The 20,539-nt window shown below is 40.6% G+C and carries 8 protein-coding genes; 2 read left to right on the top strand and 6 right to left on the bottom strand.

From position 1 onward, the window contains the following. Nucleotides 1–39: 39 nt before the first annotated feature. A complete protein-coding gene (locus R7V76_RS03535) occupies nucleotides 40–3,456 on the bottom strand; it encodes an immunoglobulin-like domain-containing protein (protein WP_318091288.1) in 3,417 nt (1,138 codons plus the stop codon). A 327-nt stretch (nucleotides 3,457–3,783) separates the two neighbouring features. Here R7V76_RS03535 and R7V76_RS03530 point away from each other — a divergent pair, with 327 nt between their 5' ends. Continuing rightward, nucleotides 3,784–6,846, top strand: a complete 3,063-nt coding sequence (locus R7V76_RS03530; RefSeq protein WP_318091287.1) for a hypothetical protein — start codon at nucleotides 3,784–3,786, stop codon at nucleotides 6,844–6,846. Then, complete coding sequence (locus R7V76_RS03525) at nucleotides 6,843–11,519, top strand: DEAD/DEAH box helicase (protein WP_318091286.1); 4,677 nt, start codon at nucleotides 6,843–6,845, stop codon at nucleotides 11,517–11,519. Before R7V76_RS03530 ends, R7V76_RS03525 begins: the two co-directional genes overlap by 4 nt. Before the next feature lie 53 nt (nucleotides 11,520–11,572). Here the strand turns inward: R7V76_RS03525 and R7V76_RS03520 are convergent, their stop codons facing one another. The 5 genes from R7V76_RS03520 to R7V76_RS03500 form a co-directional block, all read right to left on the bottom strand. Continuing rightward, complete coding sequence (locus R7V76_RS03520; RefSeq protein ID WP_318091285.1) at nucleotides 11,573–14,734, bottom strand: type I restriction endonuclease subunit R; 3,162 nt, start codon at nucleotides 14,732–14,734, stop codon at nucleotides 11,573–11,575. 24 nt (nucleotides 14,735–14,758) lie between these two features. Next, the gene (locus R7V76_RS03515) at nucleotides 14,759–15,991 is read right to left on the bottom strand and encodes a restriction endonuclease subunit S (RefSeq protein ID WP_318091284.1); all 1,233 of its coding nucleotides are present in this window, start codon (nucleotides 15,989–15,991) and stop codon (nucleotides 14,759–14,761) included. Beyond that, the gene (locus R7V76_RS03510; RefSeq protein WP_318091402.1) at nucleotides 15,981–17,573 is read right to left on the bottom strand and encodes a type I restriction-modification system subunit M; all 1,593 of its coding nucleotides are present in this window, start codon (nucleotides 17,571–17,573) and stop codon (nucleotides 15,981–15,983) included. The genes R7V76_RS03515 and R7V76_RS03510 overlap by 11 nt, the downstream gene beginning before the upstream one ends. Nucleotides 17,574–17,868: 295 nt before the next feature. Continuing rightward, the gene (locus tag R7V76_RS03505) at nucleotides 17,869–20,181 is read right to left on the bottom strand and encodes a DEAD/DEAH box helicase family protein (RefSeq protein WP_318091283.1); all 2,313 of its coding nucleotides are present in this window, start codon (nucleotides 20,179–20,181) and stop codon (nucleotides 17,869–17,871) included. Then, nucleotides 20,178–20,501, bottom strand: a complete 324-nt coding sequence (locus tag R7V76_RS03500) for a nucleoside triphosphate pyrophosphohydrolase (protein WP_318091282.1) — start codon at nucleotides 20,499–20,501, stop codon at nucleotides 20,178–20,180. The genes R7V76_RS03505 and R7V76_RS03500 overlap by 4 nt, the downstream gene beginning before the upstream one ends. Nucleotides 20,502–20,539: the final 38 nt, after the last annotated feature.

Below are 20,539 nucleotides of genomic sequence, written 5' to 3'. Positions count from 1 at the left end.
CAAGCGACTTTTGAAAGGTGTTTTTTTCTTTGTCTACATTCATTTAACGGTAATCTTACGTTTCACTATCGTTAAATTTCCGGCCTTATCTTCTACACGATAAGTCAGATAATAAGAACCTTTCTTTTTCGTGTTGACGGTTCCACTCACTTTAATTTTTTTCGTCAATGATCCGTCTAGGTTATCCTTAGCACTTACTCCTGCCATAGGATTAAAGGACGTTTTGTATTTGACTGTTTTAGCCGCGACACCACTGAGTACCGGTTTCGTCAAATCTTTCACCGTGACTTTACGGATGATTGTCGTTTTATTACCTGCTTTGTCACTGACACTATACGTTAGATTATAGGTTCCGACTTTATTGACATTGATACTGCCGGTAATCTTAATCGCTTTTGTTAGTGTTCCATCTACATTATCTTTAGCGGTTACATTTTTTCTTACATCAAATTTTTGATTCAATCCAATAGTGACGTTACCTACTCCACTAATCGTCGGCTTAACCGTATCTCTTACCGTAATCAGACGATTTACTTTTGTCAGATTTCCTGCACGGTCAACGACAGTATAGGTAATCGTATACACACCTGATCGTTTTGAATCGACGGTTCCTGTCGTTTTGATTTTACTTGTGACGTTTCCATCCGTTTCATCATTCGCAGTGACTTTGTAGAGCGGATTAAAGACTTGTCCCCAGGCAATCGTCTGATTCGTCACACCTGAAAGAATTGGTTTGATGACATCACTGACTCGCTGCTCTACTTTTTCACTTTGATTGTTCGAAGCATCGCTTGCACGGAGACTAATCATCGTCCCGGCCGGAAGTTGAGAAATCGGATGTGAGAAGCGACCCGATGCATCTGTCCTAAACTCAACTTTCGTTTCCCCGATGAGCATCGTAATCATAGCACCAGGTTCAGCTTGACCTGTGACAGTGGTTGAACGATTCGTCACACGATCGATCACTGGTATTGCGGGTGGTGTATGATCCTCAACAAGGAAACTATATTCTTTATTTTTTAAACCCTTTAGTTCAGCAACTACAGTCAATCGTGTCCCGATTTTTTGTTGGTCTAGTTTTAATTCAAATCTCTTTGAATCATTGATTACCGTTTCCGAGATACTTTTTCCATCTTTCAACACATTGATACTCATTCCAGGAGTACCACTTCCTTTAAGTATGCTTGCTTCCTCCAAGAAAGCCTCTATGCTATACACATAAAATTGTTGCATCCCAACATCTGAATGGATTCCCAGTGCGTCAATCGCAACATATCTAACCTGCATATCATCCTTAATCGGAATCGAATCGATAAATACCGGACTCGAAGCCGTAGGCGGCGTTCCATCTGTCGTATAGTGAATTTTTGCACCTTTCGTTGCACTCAAGACAATCTTTTCTCCTTCAGCATAGATTCCACTAGATAATGAAGACGTAACAACAGGCTTCGAACGATCTAAGACATTATACGATTTAGTCCAGGTATTTCCGAAAATGTCTCGGAATACAAAGTTCAATTGACGCTTTGTTCCAATTGGATAGTCTTTGACGCGGAATGTTCCATCGGAATTAATATTTAATTTCTCGCCCTCTACTGTTACATCAACAATAGGAACAGTAGCACCAGAAAAAGTGACTTTTCCATCTGTTTCGACGAGCGGCTCATTATAGATTTCAAATGGTAACTTTTTATTAAGAGGGTCATTACTTGCCGTCATACTCGATACGTTATTGCTACCACTCATGACAACCCCACCTTGATAAAGTGAGCCTGAGCCATAGCTAAAGCTATTAGCATAAATCGTTCCATTGACACGTACCCCACCAGTTACTCGCATCGCTCCAAGTACATAAATATTCCCATTAACAGTAGTTCCGGTTAATGTCACGACAGCTTTTGATCCAATATAAAGATCCCCAGAAATCGTTCTGTAAGATAAAGATGTATTTCCAGTATAGAATGTTTTAGCCAGCGGTTTGATTCGTTCGAATACCATAAACGTATAGCTATTTAAGCCTTCGGTAACAAGTGTTTTATTCCCGTTTATGTCTTCTACTTCAACCGAACTTATCTTCCATTCACCAGGATCTAAGTCTTCAGTCAGTTGAAGAGAAGTTTGATACTCATCTAATTCTGTCGAAGCAGAAAGCGTAACGACTTGTTCCTTCTGAGAAGAACTATGTTGGTATGTCACCTTAACACTTTTTACTTTAGTGTCATCCTCTGCTATAACCTTTATGTTTAAAGGCTTTGTTTGATCAAGAAACGTCTGACTGAGTGATAATGATTTAAAAATAGGAGTTGTCTTATCGATTTGATAATCTTCTAATATGAATTGAGTTTCTTCTGTGAAAAAAGCATTTCTACCATAAAAGTCTGTAACATTACCTGCCTCATCATAGATGAACAGATACTTTGGTTTCCATGTTCCGGATGGCATGTCTTCCTCCATCCGAACTTGTCCTCGGTATACATCTGCCACAGCATCATATGTCATGGTTATCTTTTTCTCATTTCCTGTTTGAGGCGCCTCGTAAGAGAAATAAATCCACTTGATTCCACTGCCTTCATCGCTCGCCTTGATCGAGACGTTCACAACGTCTCCGACCTTCACCTTGGTTTTATCCAGCACAAGACTCTCGAGTGTCGGTTTTGTAACATCGGCCAATGTAGTGCCTGATAACTCAAATCGAGTCTCTTCAGTGAAACGAGCATCTCTACCATAAAAATCTGTGACATTACCCGCCTTATCATAGATGAACAGATACTTTGGTTTCCATGTTCCGGATGGCATGTCTTCCTCCATCCGAATTTGTCCTCGATATACATCTGCCACAGCATCATATGTCATGGTTATCTTTTTCTCATTTCCTGTTTGAGGCGCCTCGTAAGAGAAATAAATCCACTTGATTCCACTGCCTTCATCGCTCGCCTTGATCGAGACGTTCACAACGTCTCCGACCTTCACCTTGGTTTTATCCAGCACAAGACTCTCGAGTATCGGTTTTGTAACATCGGCCAATGTAGTGCCTGATAACTCAAATCGAGTCTCTTCAGTGAAACGAGCATCTCTACCATAAAAATCTTTGACATTACCCGCCTTATCATAGATGAACAGATACTTTGGTTTCCATGTTCCGGATGGCATGTCTTCCTCCATCCGAATTTGTCCTCGATATACATCTGCCACAGCATCATACGTCATGGTTATTTCTCTCTCATTTCCTGTTTGAGGCGCCTCGTAAGAGAAATAAATCCACTTGATTCCGCTGCCTTCATCATTCGCCTTGATCGAGACGTTCACAACGTCTCCGACCTTCACCTTGGTTTTATCCAGCACAAGACTCTCGAGTGTAGGCTTTGTAACATCAGCTGCCCCCTCTACAACACCCATCGGAATAATACCAATTACTAAAACAATTAAAATTAAATATGAAGTCCACTTTTTTATCATTTTTCTTTCTACCTTCTTCTTTACATATTTTTATTTTTTTAAGAAATTTGAATCGATTTCAAAATTAAAGATATCTACAATTCAATATTACTTTATCAATTAATTCCCAATAAATGATTTTCTAACTTTAGGTCAATGCTTTTTATCACTTAGTTATTTTAGAACAACCACAATATAAAATACCTTAATATTACAATATTTAAATTATAATGGTATATTAAGTGTTAGCTAGATTTTTAATTATGGATGGAAAATAAAGAGGTTTTTTTAGATATTTATAGAAAATATATATACATTATGTAGTTTATTGAGAAGGAGGATTTCATCATGGAATTTCACGCTTCTCAGAAGGAGGCGGAGTGGTCTTCTTACTGGCAGGATCATGACCTCCAGTTCGCACATGAACTTCCTTTAAAAAGTGAAGACATCGTTGCACTTCAAAAATGGTTGAATGAGAAGTTTCAAAGTAGATGGCATGATTATAGTCGTCGTATTATACGTAAACTTTGGTATCGCTATCCGTTCACTTGCTTACTCGCTACATCGACCATAGCTTTAGATCAAGAAGATGTAGGATTTTGGACATTATTCGCTAACTTTTATTCGGTGAATGATAGTTTCGTCAACGAATGGAAAGAAGAAATGGATATCGCTTTATCCAGAAACTCAATTTATCGTTCTACTGACACTCATCGTCGCTACTATTTAACAGCTTTAATTCATTCAGGTGTTACTTCAATTTATGCCTTGAAAAATATCTATGATTATTTTATCAGCCAAGTGATTGACCAAAGAAGACAATTACCAAGTGCTATTCGCCAAGTCATTAATGGACAATGGCAGTGGACCGATCAATTGAAAAAACCAATTCTTCTCTATATTGAACAAAGTATGCGAAACCCTGATCCACTTCTACGCCTAAAAGAGTTTTTCACGGAAAAGAGAACCTTCACCTCATTTCCACCATATATGCATAAAAACTTGAAGGCCATTCAAACAATTATTCAAGCAGAGAGAAGGAAACACTCACGGCGCCAATTTGTTTTCTGGAATGAGATTCTTCACCGTCCACAAATTAAGTTACCTATCATTGAACGAGAACATGCACAGAACGCCTACTGGAAGGTAGGATCACGAATCGTCTATTGTCAGCGTGAAGTGGCTGCTCATACTGTTCGATTTCATCCTAAAGAAATCGAACTTGATTATTCTCCAAATGAGCATACACTGACGTTGATGATTGATTCAGAAGAAGAAATCTATGAACTACCATCGACGATGCCCTATTATTTCAAACAGAAATCAGATTCAAACCATTATGATTTGATACGCGGCAGCTACATTGAAGTGGGTCAAGAAATCGTAGTCGTTAAACCATCAAGTTTCTCGACAAATGAAGCTTATCGTCCTGTCACACATGCTTCTTGGTGTGATTTTGAATATAAACGTTTCTTGATTCACGGTGAAACCGAATTCTATTTCCAAACAGAATCTGGTCTCATCAGAAAGCAATTCGTCACGACATCGAAAGTAACACTGACTGTCGATACTGCACCAATTTTTTATTCGACCACCAAACACTATCGTGAATTACCAAAATTACGATTTCATGATCTTGATAGTTTTCAGGAATTATTAGAATGGTCTGTAACAATTAATGAAGTAGTCTTTACGTTCGAGCAATTTTCAGATGCTTTAATTCAACAAGAAGACGATTTGATTTTAGATTTAAAACAATTAAAAATTCATCGAAATATTCTACAAGCGATCGCTTTACATTTAAAAGATCGACGTAAAGGATATTCTTATAGTTTAAAATTCGTTCTTTTCCCAAGTGATTTTTCTTATCGTTTCAGTCAAGACCATGTTTCATTTTCATCAAGACATCTTCAAAAAATACGAATTGCAAATCAGATATTCAACCCGCAAGAAAAAACAATCACTATACCGAATGATTTTCTCCAGACATCGATACCGCTGACTTTTACGATTGCTGGACACGCTCTTTATAAGACTGATTTCAGCAAGGATTTTTTTGAATACGAAATCCTCTCCAAAAAAGGTAACAGTAAAATATACACACCTGAAGAAGTGAATGAACTATCTGTTCGTATTACAAGAATCTATCCGTCACAAGAAATTCTTCATGCCCATCTACTCATCGAGCATTCTTCTAGAGAGGCAGAGCAGATTCCTATTATACTCAAGCGCAATCGTCATACTAACGTCGTCTCACTGAACATCTGTCATCACGTATTAACTCGATTTAAATCAGGTAGCATCACCCTAGTGATCAATGATCAATCTGAGTTCATTTGTCACTTTACAGAAGAACTTCACCCACTTCTTCATATGGATGAATCCTTCATTGTTCATTTAGATCATCCACTCGAATACGATATTAAGTTTAGAGTATTTCATCCTTATAGTTTGATTGAGAACAAAGAAGTTTTCACTTTATCTCAGGGTTCTACCCATCTTCGTCTACATCCCTTCTCTGATTCTGATGTCATAATCAATGGAATCAAAGATGAAACAGACTGGTTCGGAAACGATGATGACATCATCGCATTTCCAAAACTTGAAGTTCCGTTATCAAAAGAAAAACTAACGATTTTACTCCATTCGTTAGATGAATCTACTTGGCGTTTCTTCATCTATAAGCTGAACGATTATGGTGCGACATATCTGCAACAACTAGTTGATATTCAACCGCTACTATTGCAACGAGTATTAGAATCTCCAGAGATAACAGAATCAACAGTCGACTCTCTAAATACTAATTATGTCGCATGGGAGCAATGGGTAGATACATTTAGCATTTATCTCTGGTCCCTCAACTATCAACAACTGTTCTATACAAAAACCGACACGACAAGGCTTCTTCATGACGCATTCGGTCATTTGAAAACGTTCTCAATATTGAATTTGTCTGATCGACGTACATTAAGACAGCAATTCAAGCAGTTTACTCCTGAGAACCTACACCCTTTAGACTTTAATATCCTTGATGGTTGTAACGCTTATCTTGATGATCGTTTTTATCATAATCCAGACGAAGTCTTCTCTTACAAATTACAAGTCGATGATTTACTTCAGAAAGCAGATAAAAAAATCGAAAAGTGGAAAAAAGAGAAGAAAATTCCTGAACAGGTACAAAAGCTGATTGAAGACCGAGAATTTCCTTTAAGTGTCAACTCTAATCAATTTCCGACATTGTTTTATATCACCTTGCGAACGAAACTTCTGGCGATAGGTCTCTCACCTCATCTAAAAATCAGTGCTAAACAAAAAATCAACCGTATGTTGAGAAGTTTGCCAGCCTTACCTATCAAAGACTTAAGTCATGATGGCTATCATCTTGCAAATGCTTGGGAGGAAGAAACATGAGTATTCATCCGATAAATGCTACTACACGTCTTCAAGGTCGTTACATGGATTATTTGACTTCTTACTTCAAGATCAACAATTACGATTTACACGAACAGTTCAAACATAATCTTCGTCTAAACAACCAGTTTCTGAAAGGTCCTTATCTCGAAGCGACACTTCCTTATAAGCCAGGAAAGACGATAACCGAACTGATTGATGAACAAATCGTCCATCCAGAAATTTCTCGCTTTTTGCCTGGTGGATCAGAGTTTCGATTGTATCGTCATCAAGAACGTGCCATCCGTCTAGCTAAAACGAAAACATCCTTTGTCGTCGCTACTGGAACCGGATCTGGTAAAACAGAGAGCTTCATGTTACCAATCTTCAATCATCTTTTGGAGCAAAAACAGGCAAATATCCTAACAGATGGGGTACGCGCGCTCTTACTTTATCCAATGAACGCACTTGCAAACGACCAACTCGATAGACTCCGAAAATTACTAAAAGATACACCAGACATCACGTTCGGTCGATTTACGGGCGAAACGGAAGAAAAGAAAATCAACGCTGCTCAAGCTTATAAAGCACAACACAAAGAAAATCCACTGCCCAATGAGCGCTTGTCACGAGAAGAAATACGTCGAAATCCACCACATATCTTAATTACCAACTATGCGATGTTGGAGTACTTGATGATGCGACCGGAAGATAACACATTGTTCTCAGGTGTTTTCAAAAAAAACTGGCGTTTCGTCGTGCTAGATGAAGCACACACGTATGATGGTGCGACAGGCGCAGAAGTAGCCATGCTACTTCGACGATTAAAAACAGAAGTGGAAGAAAATACTCCTTTACAATTCATCGCTACTTCTGCGACACTCGGTTCGTCTGATGAAGCTAAACGTGAGGTCATGTCGTTCGCGAGTAAATTGTTCGATCAGCCGTTCTCGTTAGAAAACGAGCAACTCATCATGTCTGAACGTATCGATTATGATGAACTCTATCCAGCAATCGAACTTCCTGACTCAAACGTATACGTTGAATTACAGAAGTGCTATGACCAAAACCAAATACCTGATTTGAAACATTTCGGCTACTTGCAAACCTATTCTGGTCAACCTCGTGATATCATATACGAGTTGTTGGCACAAGACAGACGTCTCCATGCCTTGCGCAAAAATTTAAGTGAAGTCCACTTATTAATCGATTTAGCTAACGAAATTTTTCCGGAATTAGTTCAACAAGAAGCGATAGAGCGCTTAATTGCATTAATTGATATCGCAACATTGATCAACGATGAGGCTCGTCCTAAGCTGCTACCCGCAAAATATCATACTTTCTTTCGAGCACTAGAAGGGGCTTACCTTGAAGTTCATCCTTGCGAAAAGCTTCATCTGTTTCCAAAACATGAATCGGAGTCTGGTCATCCGATTTATGAGATGGGTGTCTGTCGGCGTTGTGGAGAAGTTCATTGTTTCGGTCATGCACCGGATGCTGGTCGACTATTACCGAAAAGTAAAGATGGAAAACAACCCAATACGATTTTTAGCTTTCAAACTACAAGTGAACTCGCTTCTGACTTAGAGGACGATAAAACAGTGGTCACTTCTCAAAAAGATTGGTGTCCCGCGTGCGGAGCAACACGCTTTTCATCAGAGGAGGATAAACCTTGTGAATGCGACGTGCCACTGCGACGGATTTCTACAATCAACGTCTTGGAGCAATCACCTTCTTGTATGTCGTGCGGACTCCCTTCTCATCGGACTGATGCAATCCGTCGTTTTTATACAGGGGCGGACGGGGTGACCTCGGCACTTGCTGCACAGCTGTATCAAGAATTGGTTCTTGGAAATCCTAAGCAACAACCTGAACAACCTATAATCAGTCGAGGAGATGATTGGTTCATGGATGAGGAACCTGCCACGCCAGAAGACGCAAAAGATTCCTATGAAACACAAAATTTAATCGTTTTTTCTGATTCTCGACAGGACGCTGCCTTTTTTGCTCCTTTTCTAGATCGTACGTATCGAAATTATTTGTGGCGCTCTTACTTTTGGCGTGCCATTCAAGAAACCGCTCATCCCATTTTGATCGAAGAATGGAAAAATCGTACTTTACATTTAAGCGGTGCACGTTCAATTCACCTTTTTGAAGATCTGACGATTGATCAAGAAATCAAGCTACGACTGTTCCGTGAATTCATTTTGAGTGATGATGACTTTTCATTAGAGAACCTCGGGATGATTGCATTTGATTTACGATTAGAACCACAACAAAAAAGTCAGCTTGAAACAATCATCTCAAAACAAATGCAAATCAAACCTGAACATGCTTGGTCTTTCTTGATGACGATTTTCTATTATTTACGTCTTCAAGCCATTGTTGGAATTTCAAAGGACTTGGACCGGAGACACGTTTTACTTGCACCAAAAGACCATGTTTACGGCATCGTTGCCACAGGCGGTTCCCCCTCGACATACGTAAAAAATTTCGTGCCTGAACGGACAAATGTCTTTTTCCAGTGGTTCGAGCGCTATTATGATCGTTATGAGATTCCTTATACGTCAGAAAGTATTAAAAGTAAACTTTTTGATTTGTTCACTAAATTACTTGTTAGTCCAAGATCATTCTTGCATAAAGCCTTTGATTATTACGAGTCTGAAAAAAATCACTCAGAGTACTGGGTTTTACAAGCCAATTATTTCGAAGCATACATTCCTGAAAAGTTGTATGTCTGTACACTCTGTAAAGCAATCCATACGCATGATGCTGGTATCTGTAAGACGCGAAACTGTAAGGGACACCTCGAACAGACTACCATTACATCACTCGAACAAGGTGCACATTATCGGGAGATGTATCAGCATATGCTACCAATTGATATGGTCGTCAAGGAGCATACAGCCCAATTATCGAATCGTCTTGGCCAAGAGTATCAGAATCAATTCATTAATAAAGACATTAACGTCTTATCTTGCTCCACCACGTTCGAAATGGGAATCGACGTCGGAAGCTTGGAGTCCGTCTTCATGCGAAATGTACCGCCGAAGACAAGTAACTACATCCAGCGTGCTGGTCGTGCTGGACGAAGCTCATCTGCTGCAGCATTCGCTTTGACATTTGCTCAAAAAAAATCACATGATTTGACGTACTTCGATAATCCTAAAAACATGATTGCAGGAGACATCAAGGCACCTATTTTTTCTATTGAAAATGAGAAAATCATTCGTCGACACATTCATGCGACGGCCCTTTCCTTATTCTTTAAAGAATCATCACATTTTTATGGTAATTGTGAACGATTCTATCGATTTGAGGACAGCGGTACGAAAGGACATCAAGAATTTATCTCTTGGCTAAAGGAACATCCGGCTCACCTAAAACGTCAACTTTTATCAATCGTTCCAGTAACTCTTCAACAAGATTTAGGTATTAACGATTGGAGCTGGGTAAACACGGTCGATGACCCATCGGAAGCATTCCATAGTGCTTCTCTTCAATATGAGACAGATGTTCATAATCTTAATATGATTTACAAAGAACAATCTGCGCAACGGAAAAAAGTAGATTCGTACGGAAAAATGATTACGACACTTCAAGGAGAACCGCTAATCGGATATCTCTCTACAAAAGGCTTCTTACCGAAGTATGGATTCCCTGTCGATACGGTTGAAATGAAATTACTCGACCCTAACTTCCGCTCAAAACTTCGTCTACAACGTGACTTGAAACTAGCGATATCTGAATATGCTCCAGGTAGCAAACTCGTCGCAAATGGGATGCTGATCGAATCGACCGGTGTAAAGCTAATCGAAGGAAAACAATTGCCGGTACATCACTACACGCATTGTCATAACTGCAATAAGTACAGTTATGTAGGTAAATATGGAGTCAATGATGAACGAGAAATAGACTGTGAGAAATGCGGAGAACCGCTTCGAGTTAAATATTATGCTATTCCGAAGTTTGGTTTTTACGGGAAAGCCAAGCCACTGAGTACAGAACGTCGACCAGAAAAAGCATACGGTTCGCGTGTCTTCTTCGCAGAATATGACGAAAAAGCTACGCCAGAGCAGGTTCATATGGAAGGTAATCGATACGAGCTGGACTATACGTATTCTCATTACGGAACTCTTTCAGTCGTTAATGATAATAAAGGAAAACAGTACTGGATCTGTTCGACATGTGGGACACAGGTCGAGGACAAGAAGAAACACAACACTCCTTTCGGCGGGACATGCCATTCAAAAGAACGAATGATGGTGAATCATTCACCTGTTTCCCTCGGTCATCAGTTCACGACGGATGTGTTACGGTTATCTTTTCGTTTTTCTAATGGACATCAACTTCATGATTCGAATAAATCCTACTCTTTATTATTTGCTTTGATTCGCTCTGCAAGTTTCCTCTTACAGATCAATGAGGACAATTTAGGTGGTGTCATTCATTATGAAGCTTCCACAGGGACATATGATTTGATTTTATACGATGATGTCCCGGGCGGTGCCGGATTCGTCCAAGCCGTCAGTCGTAAACTACCAGAAATCATGGATCATGTGCGAACAAGTATCCAACACTGTACGTGTGATGTGAAAACAAGCTGTTATACATGCCTCCGTTCGTATCGTAATCAATTCCTCCATGATCAATTGCAGAGACAACACGTCATCGACCTATTTAGCATTAACTAACAAAAAAAGTCTTCCACACCTGAAAAAACAGATGTGGAAGACTTTTTAAATTATTAACGAAGCTCTTGATCAAGCGGAATGATTTCCTCATCCAATACGATACGCCAAGAACGTTTCATACCTGGTCCGTACTTTAATAAAATCGCTTCAGGATGCGTGTCCTTGTAACGCGCAAAATCCTTACTTTCGATAATACGTCCCACGTTCGGAATCTTCTCCATCCCGATATGGTACTGGACAGCGGAGGTATAAAGTTCTTGCTCATCTACACACCATTCTGAAGCAAATGTTTCAATTTTTTCTTGATAGGCTTGTTTAAAGTAGCGCCGCTTCACGCCAAAGATATCTTCATCCGGTGAGACGACTTCGTTATCAATCGCGTCTAGAATCGTATGATAAACCGTCTTCACGATTTCGGATTTCCCGAGTTTTTGTAGTGCCTTTTCAATCTCCGAGCGGATGTCTTCACTGTTAGCAGAGTACGTGCCTAATAATTGATTAATATAGGTTGAATCGATGTCATACAGCTTAATTGAATTCGCTGCGTAAAACTCGATTTCGGAATAATCCATTCGTTCTTCATCACTGTCATCTTCGTCTTCAATCAGAGATCCTTTTACCGTTTCATAGATACCAGCAAAATCCGTAAGCACCTGTACTTGATCCACTAAAGCTTTTGATTTCTCCATATCATCATTGTATTCATCGTATGTAGCCAACGCTTCGAATACTCGATTGAATTCTTGATACGCCTTAACGAACTCTACACGTTCGTCAATCGGAAAATGTTCATCAATAACGTCCGGTGATGGAACGATATCCTTTAATACTTTGTAGCCTTTTTTGAATCGCTTCTTCGATTCATCGTATGTTGGATAAATCAGGCTCGTGTCTTCATTTTCATTCGAATAAAGACGAGTCGCTGCTCGCACGTTCTCTTCCATCGTCGCTGGTCGTCGGAACGTCACGACTAATCCTTTTGTCTTGTCCGGATACGTCCGATTCGTCCGTGAGAACGCTTGTATCAAGTTCGCATAACTAAGGTTTCGGTCGACAAACAATGTCTGAATCGTCGGTGCATCAAATCCTGTTAACAACCGGTCAACGACGATGACCAGGTCGATATGCTTCCCGAATTGCTTGAACTCCGCTTTTTTCCGTGCCAATCGATTATTGATATCGCCGTTGTAACGCTCGATGTCTTCGAGTGACCAAGCTGTTCCGTAGTATTCGTTATACTCGCGAATGACCTGGCGCATTTCTTCTTGGACTTCAGCAGCGTTCTCCGTGTTCTCTTGCATCGAGTAGGTGATTGCAATCCGCGGGAAGTCTGGATCGTTAATTGTGCGTCCTTTTCGAAGGGGATGCCCTGCAAAGTGTGTCTCCATCCACTCTGGATCCTGCTTCATATCTCGAATGGCATAGTAATAACGCTTCGCCATCGCAATCGAACTCGTCGTCAAGATGGCCGATTTTTGTGGTCGACCGTTCTTGAAGTCAAATTTCGTATAGGCGTTATCCGGGCGGAACATCTTCTGCAAGACTTTCTCGATATGCGCGTCTCGGTCATATAGATCATTCGGGATATACGCCTCTTTCGTCATCTCATCCATCTCTTCGATCAAGGTACCAATTTCTTCGTCAGTACGGTCAGCATGCTTAGCGTCTGCTCGTAGATTCGAAAAGATATGGTTGTAGAGGGAGACGGGCTCAATCGTGTCCTCGTGTTCGACTTGGAAGCCGAGAACAGATCCATCCTCGAGCGCGTTCTTGATCGTATACGTATGTAAAACTTCACCATATTGATCCCGTGTCGTCCGTGCCAATTGTCCTTGTCCCTGCTTCTTATTCTCATTGAAGATGGGTGTTCCGGTGAAGCCAAACCAGGTCGAGTTCGGGAAGAAGCCTTTGATGCCTTCCATTCCTTCCGCACTCAAAGCACGATGGCATTCATCGACGACAAAAACAATATGCTGTCCAATCAGCTTTTGGAACCGCTGCGTTCCTTTTTCAGTTTCTTGTCTTTGGGCGTAACGTAATGCGGCCTCGAGCTTTTGACGCGTCGTGATGATGACGGTATTGGAATTCGTATCAGATAGTAACGTCTCACTCAATTTTTTCGAACTTGATGTGCCAATGATCAAACTATTCGCGGAACCCGTACCGGTTGAGATGCCCGTGTTGAATTCTGAAGCAAACTTCGTGAATTCACTTGTCGTCTGGTTATCCAAGTCTTTCCGGTCAATCAGCATGATTGTCCGATCGACTCCCGGTTTCCGAGCTAACAACTTCGTCGAGACAAAACTCGTTAACGTCTTTCCAGAGCCTGTCGCATGCCAGACAAAGCCGGATTCATGACGCATTGCTGCCGTGAACAGCGCCTCGATTGCATGAATCTGATACGGATGGAGCACCATCAAGGCTTTGTTGTCTTGATCTTCACTGACGATTGTATAGTTCGCGATCAAGCGGTGTGCATCCGGAATGTTCAGGACTTGTTTGACGAACTCATACAGGTTGTCGACTTTCTGATTGTTGGTCGTTCGCCAGCTGAAGATAAACTTCCGGTGCATGTCCTTCGGCAGCGCATTAGAAAAGTAACGTGTTGTCTGTTCGTTCGAGATGACGAATAGCTGTAGTGTCGAGAAAATGTTGTTACGGAACAAGCCTTCTTCTGCGTATTTCTTAATTTGATGGTGCGCTTGGAAGACACCGTCCTTCGCTGTGACTTTCTTCAACTCAATTTGCACAATTGGCAACCCATTGATTAAGAGCGTAACGTCGAAGCGGCGATCACGTCCATCCTCCGTCGACCTTTGTTTCGCGATTTGATGTACGACTTCATACGTCGAAATCCCACCTCCGATATCTTGGTTCGAATAGAGGATGAGTGACATCGACCCAAGTGATACGTCTTCACGTTCAATCATAATACGTGAAATGCCATTTTCGCCTTTTAACCATCGGGCAGCGTCAAATGGCGTCTGTGTCTTTGACAATAATTCCGTTTTAATTTTATCGAATTCTGCGTCAGTGATCGGATGTTCACCAATCTCCGATAAGTTATTCCGCGTAATCTTGTGACGTAGATTATTCCATAGATCCGGTTCAGACTTTAAGTCTGGACGATAGTTCCATTGATTGTGTCCTTCACCCAACACCTCAATCAATCGCCGTTCAACAGTCAGTTCATCATCATATGTCAGTTTCACCACGATTCCTCTTTTCGTATTAGTTGATTAGACAAACATTTTTTGAAGAAAGCCTTTTTTCGTTTGTTTTAGTGCTTCTAGTTCTCGCTCTTTTAGTTCAATAAATCCATCTAAATTTTTGAAGAATTTACCGATTTGAATTTGTTCTTGATTAGATGGAAGAAGTATGAGTATATCTTTTAATTGCTGCAAAGAAAGGTTAGGTTGTGCTCCAATTGTAGGGTTTTTTCTAATGTAATCCTTTACTAATCTGCCTTTTAAATAAGTTGCGACAAAATTAACATTTCTATTCTTCAATCTTAGGATAGCTAGTGCTTGGTTCGTATTAGCTGGAAGATCCTTTTCATTAACAATTGCTGTTCTTCCTAAAGTTCCTGCAATAGAAAATAAAATATCGTTTTTTTGTAATTGAGAGCGTTTTAAATTCCCTTCATGTTCTTCTAAAGAAATTTTTGAATAGGATTTAATTTGACTAGAAGACGGATTAATATTTTCCACTTTAACAAAATTGATAAGACCCTTATTACTCATATTTTTCGGAGTGGTTCCTTTAGTAATTAAGTCTGTAATATCATTTAATTTCCAAACAGCCCATTCTTCTGAAAAACCTGCAAAGCGAATTTCAGGAACAGTACTTCCCTCTCTAGGAAACATTTTTTGTAAGAAACCTTGTTTGGTTTGTTTGAGAGCGGAGAGTTCTTGCTGATGAAGAGCGATGGATTCATCTAAATTATTAAAGAAAGTAGCAATTTCTTTTTGGATTTTCTTTGATGGGTAAGGAATAGGCATTTCACCAAATACAGCATCTTTTATAGCAATTCTATCTGAACGCGCTCCAGAATCCCCATTTTCTTTCATAAATGAGTGCCATTTAACTGAGGAAAAATAGGATTCTAAATATGCTAACTCAATATCTTTAGTACGAAATACGTAGTATAAGGGTGACATTACGCCAGTCCTACCAAGTTTGTTTCTTTTAATAGGACCTACAGGAGCGAAAGTAGAGATTCTAGGGTTATAAACAAAATCATCAGGTTTAACGATATAATAACTGTGTAAGTTCTTTTTATTAGAAATATCTTTATCAAAATAATCTCTTTGATTAATAATTCCTAATTCAGCGGAATTAGTAAAGGTTTCAGAATATTCATTATATTTATTCTTATCTGTAACCTTTTTCGAAATATCCTTAAGACATTTCCATGACCATTCACTTTCATCTCTTGTAAATTGTAAACTCGGTATTTTATTATTTTTCACTTCTAAACACCTCTAAAGTTCCTTGAATCCATTCTTCATTTTCTTTGTCGTACTTAAGAGAAGAAATCGCTTCAAACAAACTCGCTTCCAATTCAGTTTTCTTACTACGGATTGATTTAAGTTCTTTTCCGATTAAAGCCATATCTACTTCTAATTCTTCTTCAAAGGTGCTCACATATCTTGGGATGTTTAAGTTGAATTCATTATCTTTGATTTCTTCAAAACTTGCTACATGAGCGTATTTTTCTACACTTTCTCGCATTTTGTATGTCTCGATGATTTGGTCAATGTGTTCATTAGAAAGTTTATTTTGATTCTTCCCTTTAAAGGAGTCTTTGCTTGCATCAATAAACAGTACATCACGTGTCTCACGGTTCTTCTTCAAGATGACAACTGTCGTCGGGATTGAGGTACCAAAGAACATGTTGCCTGGCAACCCGATTACTGCATCAATACTTCCATCTTCTAATAACTTTTTACGAATGACACCTTCAGCTGCTCCTCGGAATAAAATACCATGCGGCAAGACGATTGCCATAGTTCCGGTATCTTTTAAATGATAGAAACCATGCAGAAGAAAGGAGAAGTCTGCCTTTGTTTTCGGCGCCAGTTTTCCATAGCGATTAAAACGAGAATCATCTAAGAAAGTTGCATCTGCTGACCAATGCGCAGAGTACGGAGGGTTCATCAACACCGCATCGAAGGTATAAGGTTCATCTGTTGGCCAGTCCTTATTCAATGTATCTCCGTTGCGTAAACGCATGTCTTCACTTTTCACACCGTGTAAGATCAAGTTCATTTTTGCTAAGTTAAATGTTGTAGTGTTCAATTCTTGTCCGTGATATTTCACCGTCTCCGGATGATTTAAGTAATTTCGCACATTTAACATCAACGAACCCGACCCCATCGTTGGATCAAAGACACTAAACAACTTCTTATCTTCATGGTCAAGTGTCACAATACGTGCCATCATGTCAGAAACTTCATGTGGCGTATAGAACTCTCCCGCTTTTTTCCCTGCTTCTGATGCAAATTGACTGATTAAGTATTCGTATGCATCGCCAATCACATCTCTTCTTTGACTAAGTAACTCTACATGATTCAATTTCTTCAATACTTCGGTAATCGTAATATTTCGTTGCTGATCATCAGATCCAAGCTTTTTTGACTGCAGATCGACATCATCAAATAATCCATTGAATTGAATGTATTTAGTTGAAAGGTCATTGAATGCTTTCGCTAAATCATTTAATTGGAACGTATTTTGTTGTGCTTGATCTGCCAAAACATTAAATAAGTAAGCCGGTGCAATTTCATAACCGAGCATATCGACAAGCGTTTCTACTAAATCATCTTTGATGTCTTCATCTGAGAGCAGTTCTACATATAACAACGTCTGTTTTGCTTGTGTATCATAATCCTCAAAAGATTTATCTGCTAACGTGACCACTTTTTCTAAGACTCTATCTGATAAGTATTTATAAAAAATCAATCCGAGTAAGTAGTTTTTGTATTCTGAAGCATCCATTTTGCTGCGCAAGCTGTCCGCTGCGCTAAATAGCTGTTGGTTCAATACTGACATGTGTAGTTCTCTCCATTCCATGAGCAACCAATAGTAGCTCTATTAAAAAATGTTCTTCTACTATCATTATAGATTAATCAGTTACTATTTTCTTCTAATTGTAGTTCTTATTTGATTTATGAACCTATTAGTTATATCTCTGTTCGTTTTATGTCAGTGTTTTTTTACGATTCTCCCTGTATAAAACACCTCATCTTCTTCCATTTTCTCTAGTACTGCACAATACTTATATGTAGCCAATCACACTCTTCCCCCTTGCTTCTTTTCATCCTAAGCTTAAAACTTATATAATCAATTAATTTGAAAAGTACAAGTGAAGCCGAAAATGAATAATGTCTTTTATGAAGTTAAATAGTTCTCGTCCCGAGGTCTGCCCTTCAATCGATAACGTATCACCATCAAAATCAAATGGCTTCCCCATCTTTGGAAACGGCATCTTTTTCAATAACTTTTCTACTTTTGTTGCATAAAACGCTCCTTTTAATTCCGATGTTTGCGCATCCTTTAACTCTCGATACTTCTCCGCATGCAAATACTCATAAAAGAACGGAGCGACTTCTTCCGCCGTGATCGGCTCCATCCAACGTTCTTCGCCACGCTCGAGCATCGCCAGCAAGACGACCATCTTGTAACTCCGGTTCATCACCGTTTTTTCGACCTGTTCAATCAATTCACGGTTAGCATCGTAAGTTGCGACTTCTTCAGCCGTCAATTCACCTTGTTCCTTCAGGAAACCAACGTAAGATCCCCAATCTTGTTTATAGCCAGTCGGCACGGCTGTCAGTTGACCAATCTCAACGTAAGTCGGACGACGCCCGAGATCGAGCTTCAATTGTTCGTAACTCTCAATCAAACGTAGTTTCCGCTGATTCGGTTGACGCATCCGATGAATGATATTCAACGCTTGTATATCAAACTCGATGATACATCCTTTTGGGGGGATAATAGGTTCCCAATCGTTTCTTGTAAGCTTGTCTTTTACTGTTCCAAGTAACATCAGCTTCGTTTCGACGTTTTTATAGTTCCCAATCAAATCGATGATGACACAATGCGACTTATCACTTGCTAAGCGCAAGCCCCGTCCGATTTGCTGGGTGTAGATTGCAATCGATTCCGTCGGCCGGCAAAACAGTAACGTATCGACTTTCGGAATGTCGACTCCTTCATTAAATAAATCGACCGTAAAGACGATCTCTAACGTTCCCTGTTCAAACTCTTGGATCCGCTCCCGTCGATTAATGGTCTGTCCGGTCAAGGCAATCGCTTGGTGGCCTATTTCCCGGAACGTTTGTGCCAAGTATTCGGCTTGGCGGATCGACGAACAAAAGCCAATCGTCTTCGTCTGCCTGTGCTTCGACCAAGCGGCATAGATATTTTCTGAGACTGCCCGATCAATCTGGGCCTGTTCCAGTTCCATCGCATCATATTTCCGTCCCATCCGCCGTAGTTGCGAATAGTCGATGACGTCATGAATCCCGTAATAATGGAACGGTGTCAGAAATCCTTCGTTGATTGCTGACGTGAAGTGCATTTGAAAGGCAACGTTATTGTCGCACAGTGCATAGACGTCCGCTCCGTCCATCCGATCCGGCGTCGCTGTCAGTCCCAGCAAAAACTGCGGTTCGAAATGCGCCAGGACCTTTTGATAACTTTTAGCTGCTGCATGGTGAAACTCATCAATGATGATCAAATCAAAATGGTCTTTTGCAAACCGTTCGAGATGCCGGTTTTGGGATAACGTCTGGACTGATCCAAAGAGCACATCCGTCTGTTCATCGTTCGTGCGGTCTGATCCGATATACAAAGCTGTCTGCCAATTGGGTTCGACCTTTTGAAACGAACGTTCCGCTTGTTCCAGCAACTCGCGTTGATGTGCGAGGAACAGTACCCGCTTAAAATCACGCGCAAAAAATGCACTGAGATATGTTTTCCCAAGTCCGGTCGCAAGCACAGTCAAAGCACGCGCCCGTCCTTCTTCCATCGTGTCCTGAAGTGCCCGCAATGCTTCCTCCTGCACCCGGTGCGGCAGAATCTCCTCGGACGTAACGAGCTGTTGCTCCGCATAATCAACTTCCGGTTCCGCAACATATTGCCGTGCGTCATGTTCTTGCCGGTACGCTTCGAGGACAATCGGATTCAGGTCTTGAGATGCTTCACTTAAATAAAGATCCATGAATGCCTCAATCGCATCATCCAAGATATGTGGTGCGACGGCTTGCGGCAAATGGAGATTCCACTCAACACCGGTCCTGAACGCGCTTTTAGAGATATTTGATGAGCCGACAATCGACAGACCGGTCTCTGCGTTGCGGAACAGATAGGCTTTCGGATGAAACGCCCGACCGCTGGAGCGATAAAACCGGATCGACAGACCGTCCAGTTTCAATAATTCTGCCAACGCCTCCGGGTCCGTAATATGTAAGTAGTCGCCAACCAAAAAATGCATATCAGCGCCCCGTTCGACGGCGCGACGTAACGCCGGTAACAACAGTTCGACACCCGAGCGTTGTGCGAAGGCGGCAACGATATAGACTTCATCAGCTTGGTCAATGGCATCGACCAACGACGCATACAAATCGTGTGTCGTCAGTTTTGCGGCCGGAATCAATCTTCGACCTCAATCAGATACAGCTTGTCATCAAAGCCACCGCGCTTATCGTGTTTTGCAAGCCGGATTGCTTCCAGTTGTTCCGGTGTTGTCCCGTGCGTCCGAACCAGCACGTGAATTAGTTCCAGCAAGTCGGCCAATTCTTCCACCGCTTCTTCGGTCTCCGTTGCTTCTTCATATTCGGCTACTTCTTCATGCAATTTCCGTTTCGCTTCGAAGAGGAATTCTTCCTCGTTAAGTGTCCGGAACGTTGCTTTTTTTCCGTTCCGAGCAATGATAGTTGGAATCTGATCCCGGACTAATTTATGATAAAGAGGCATTGGATTCACTCCTTGTAAGTATGGTGATGGTGTTGTAA

The organism is Exiguobacterium artemiae (assembly GCF_033342815.1).
Lineage (GTDB): Bacteria > Bacillota > Bacilli > Exiguobacteriales > Exiguobacteriaceae > Exiguobacterium_A > Exiguobacterium_A artemiae_A.
The sequence above is the reverse complement of the archived record's forward strand: the minus strand, read 5'-3'. Positions and strand labels throughout refer to the sequence as shown.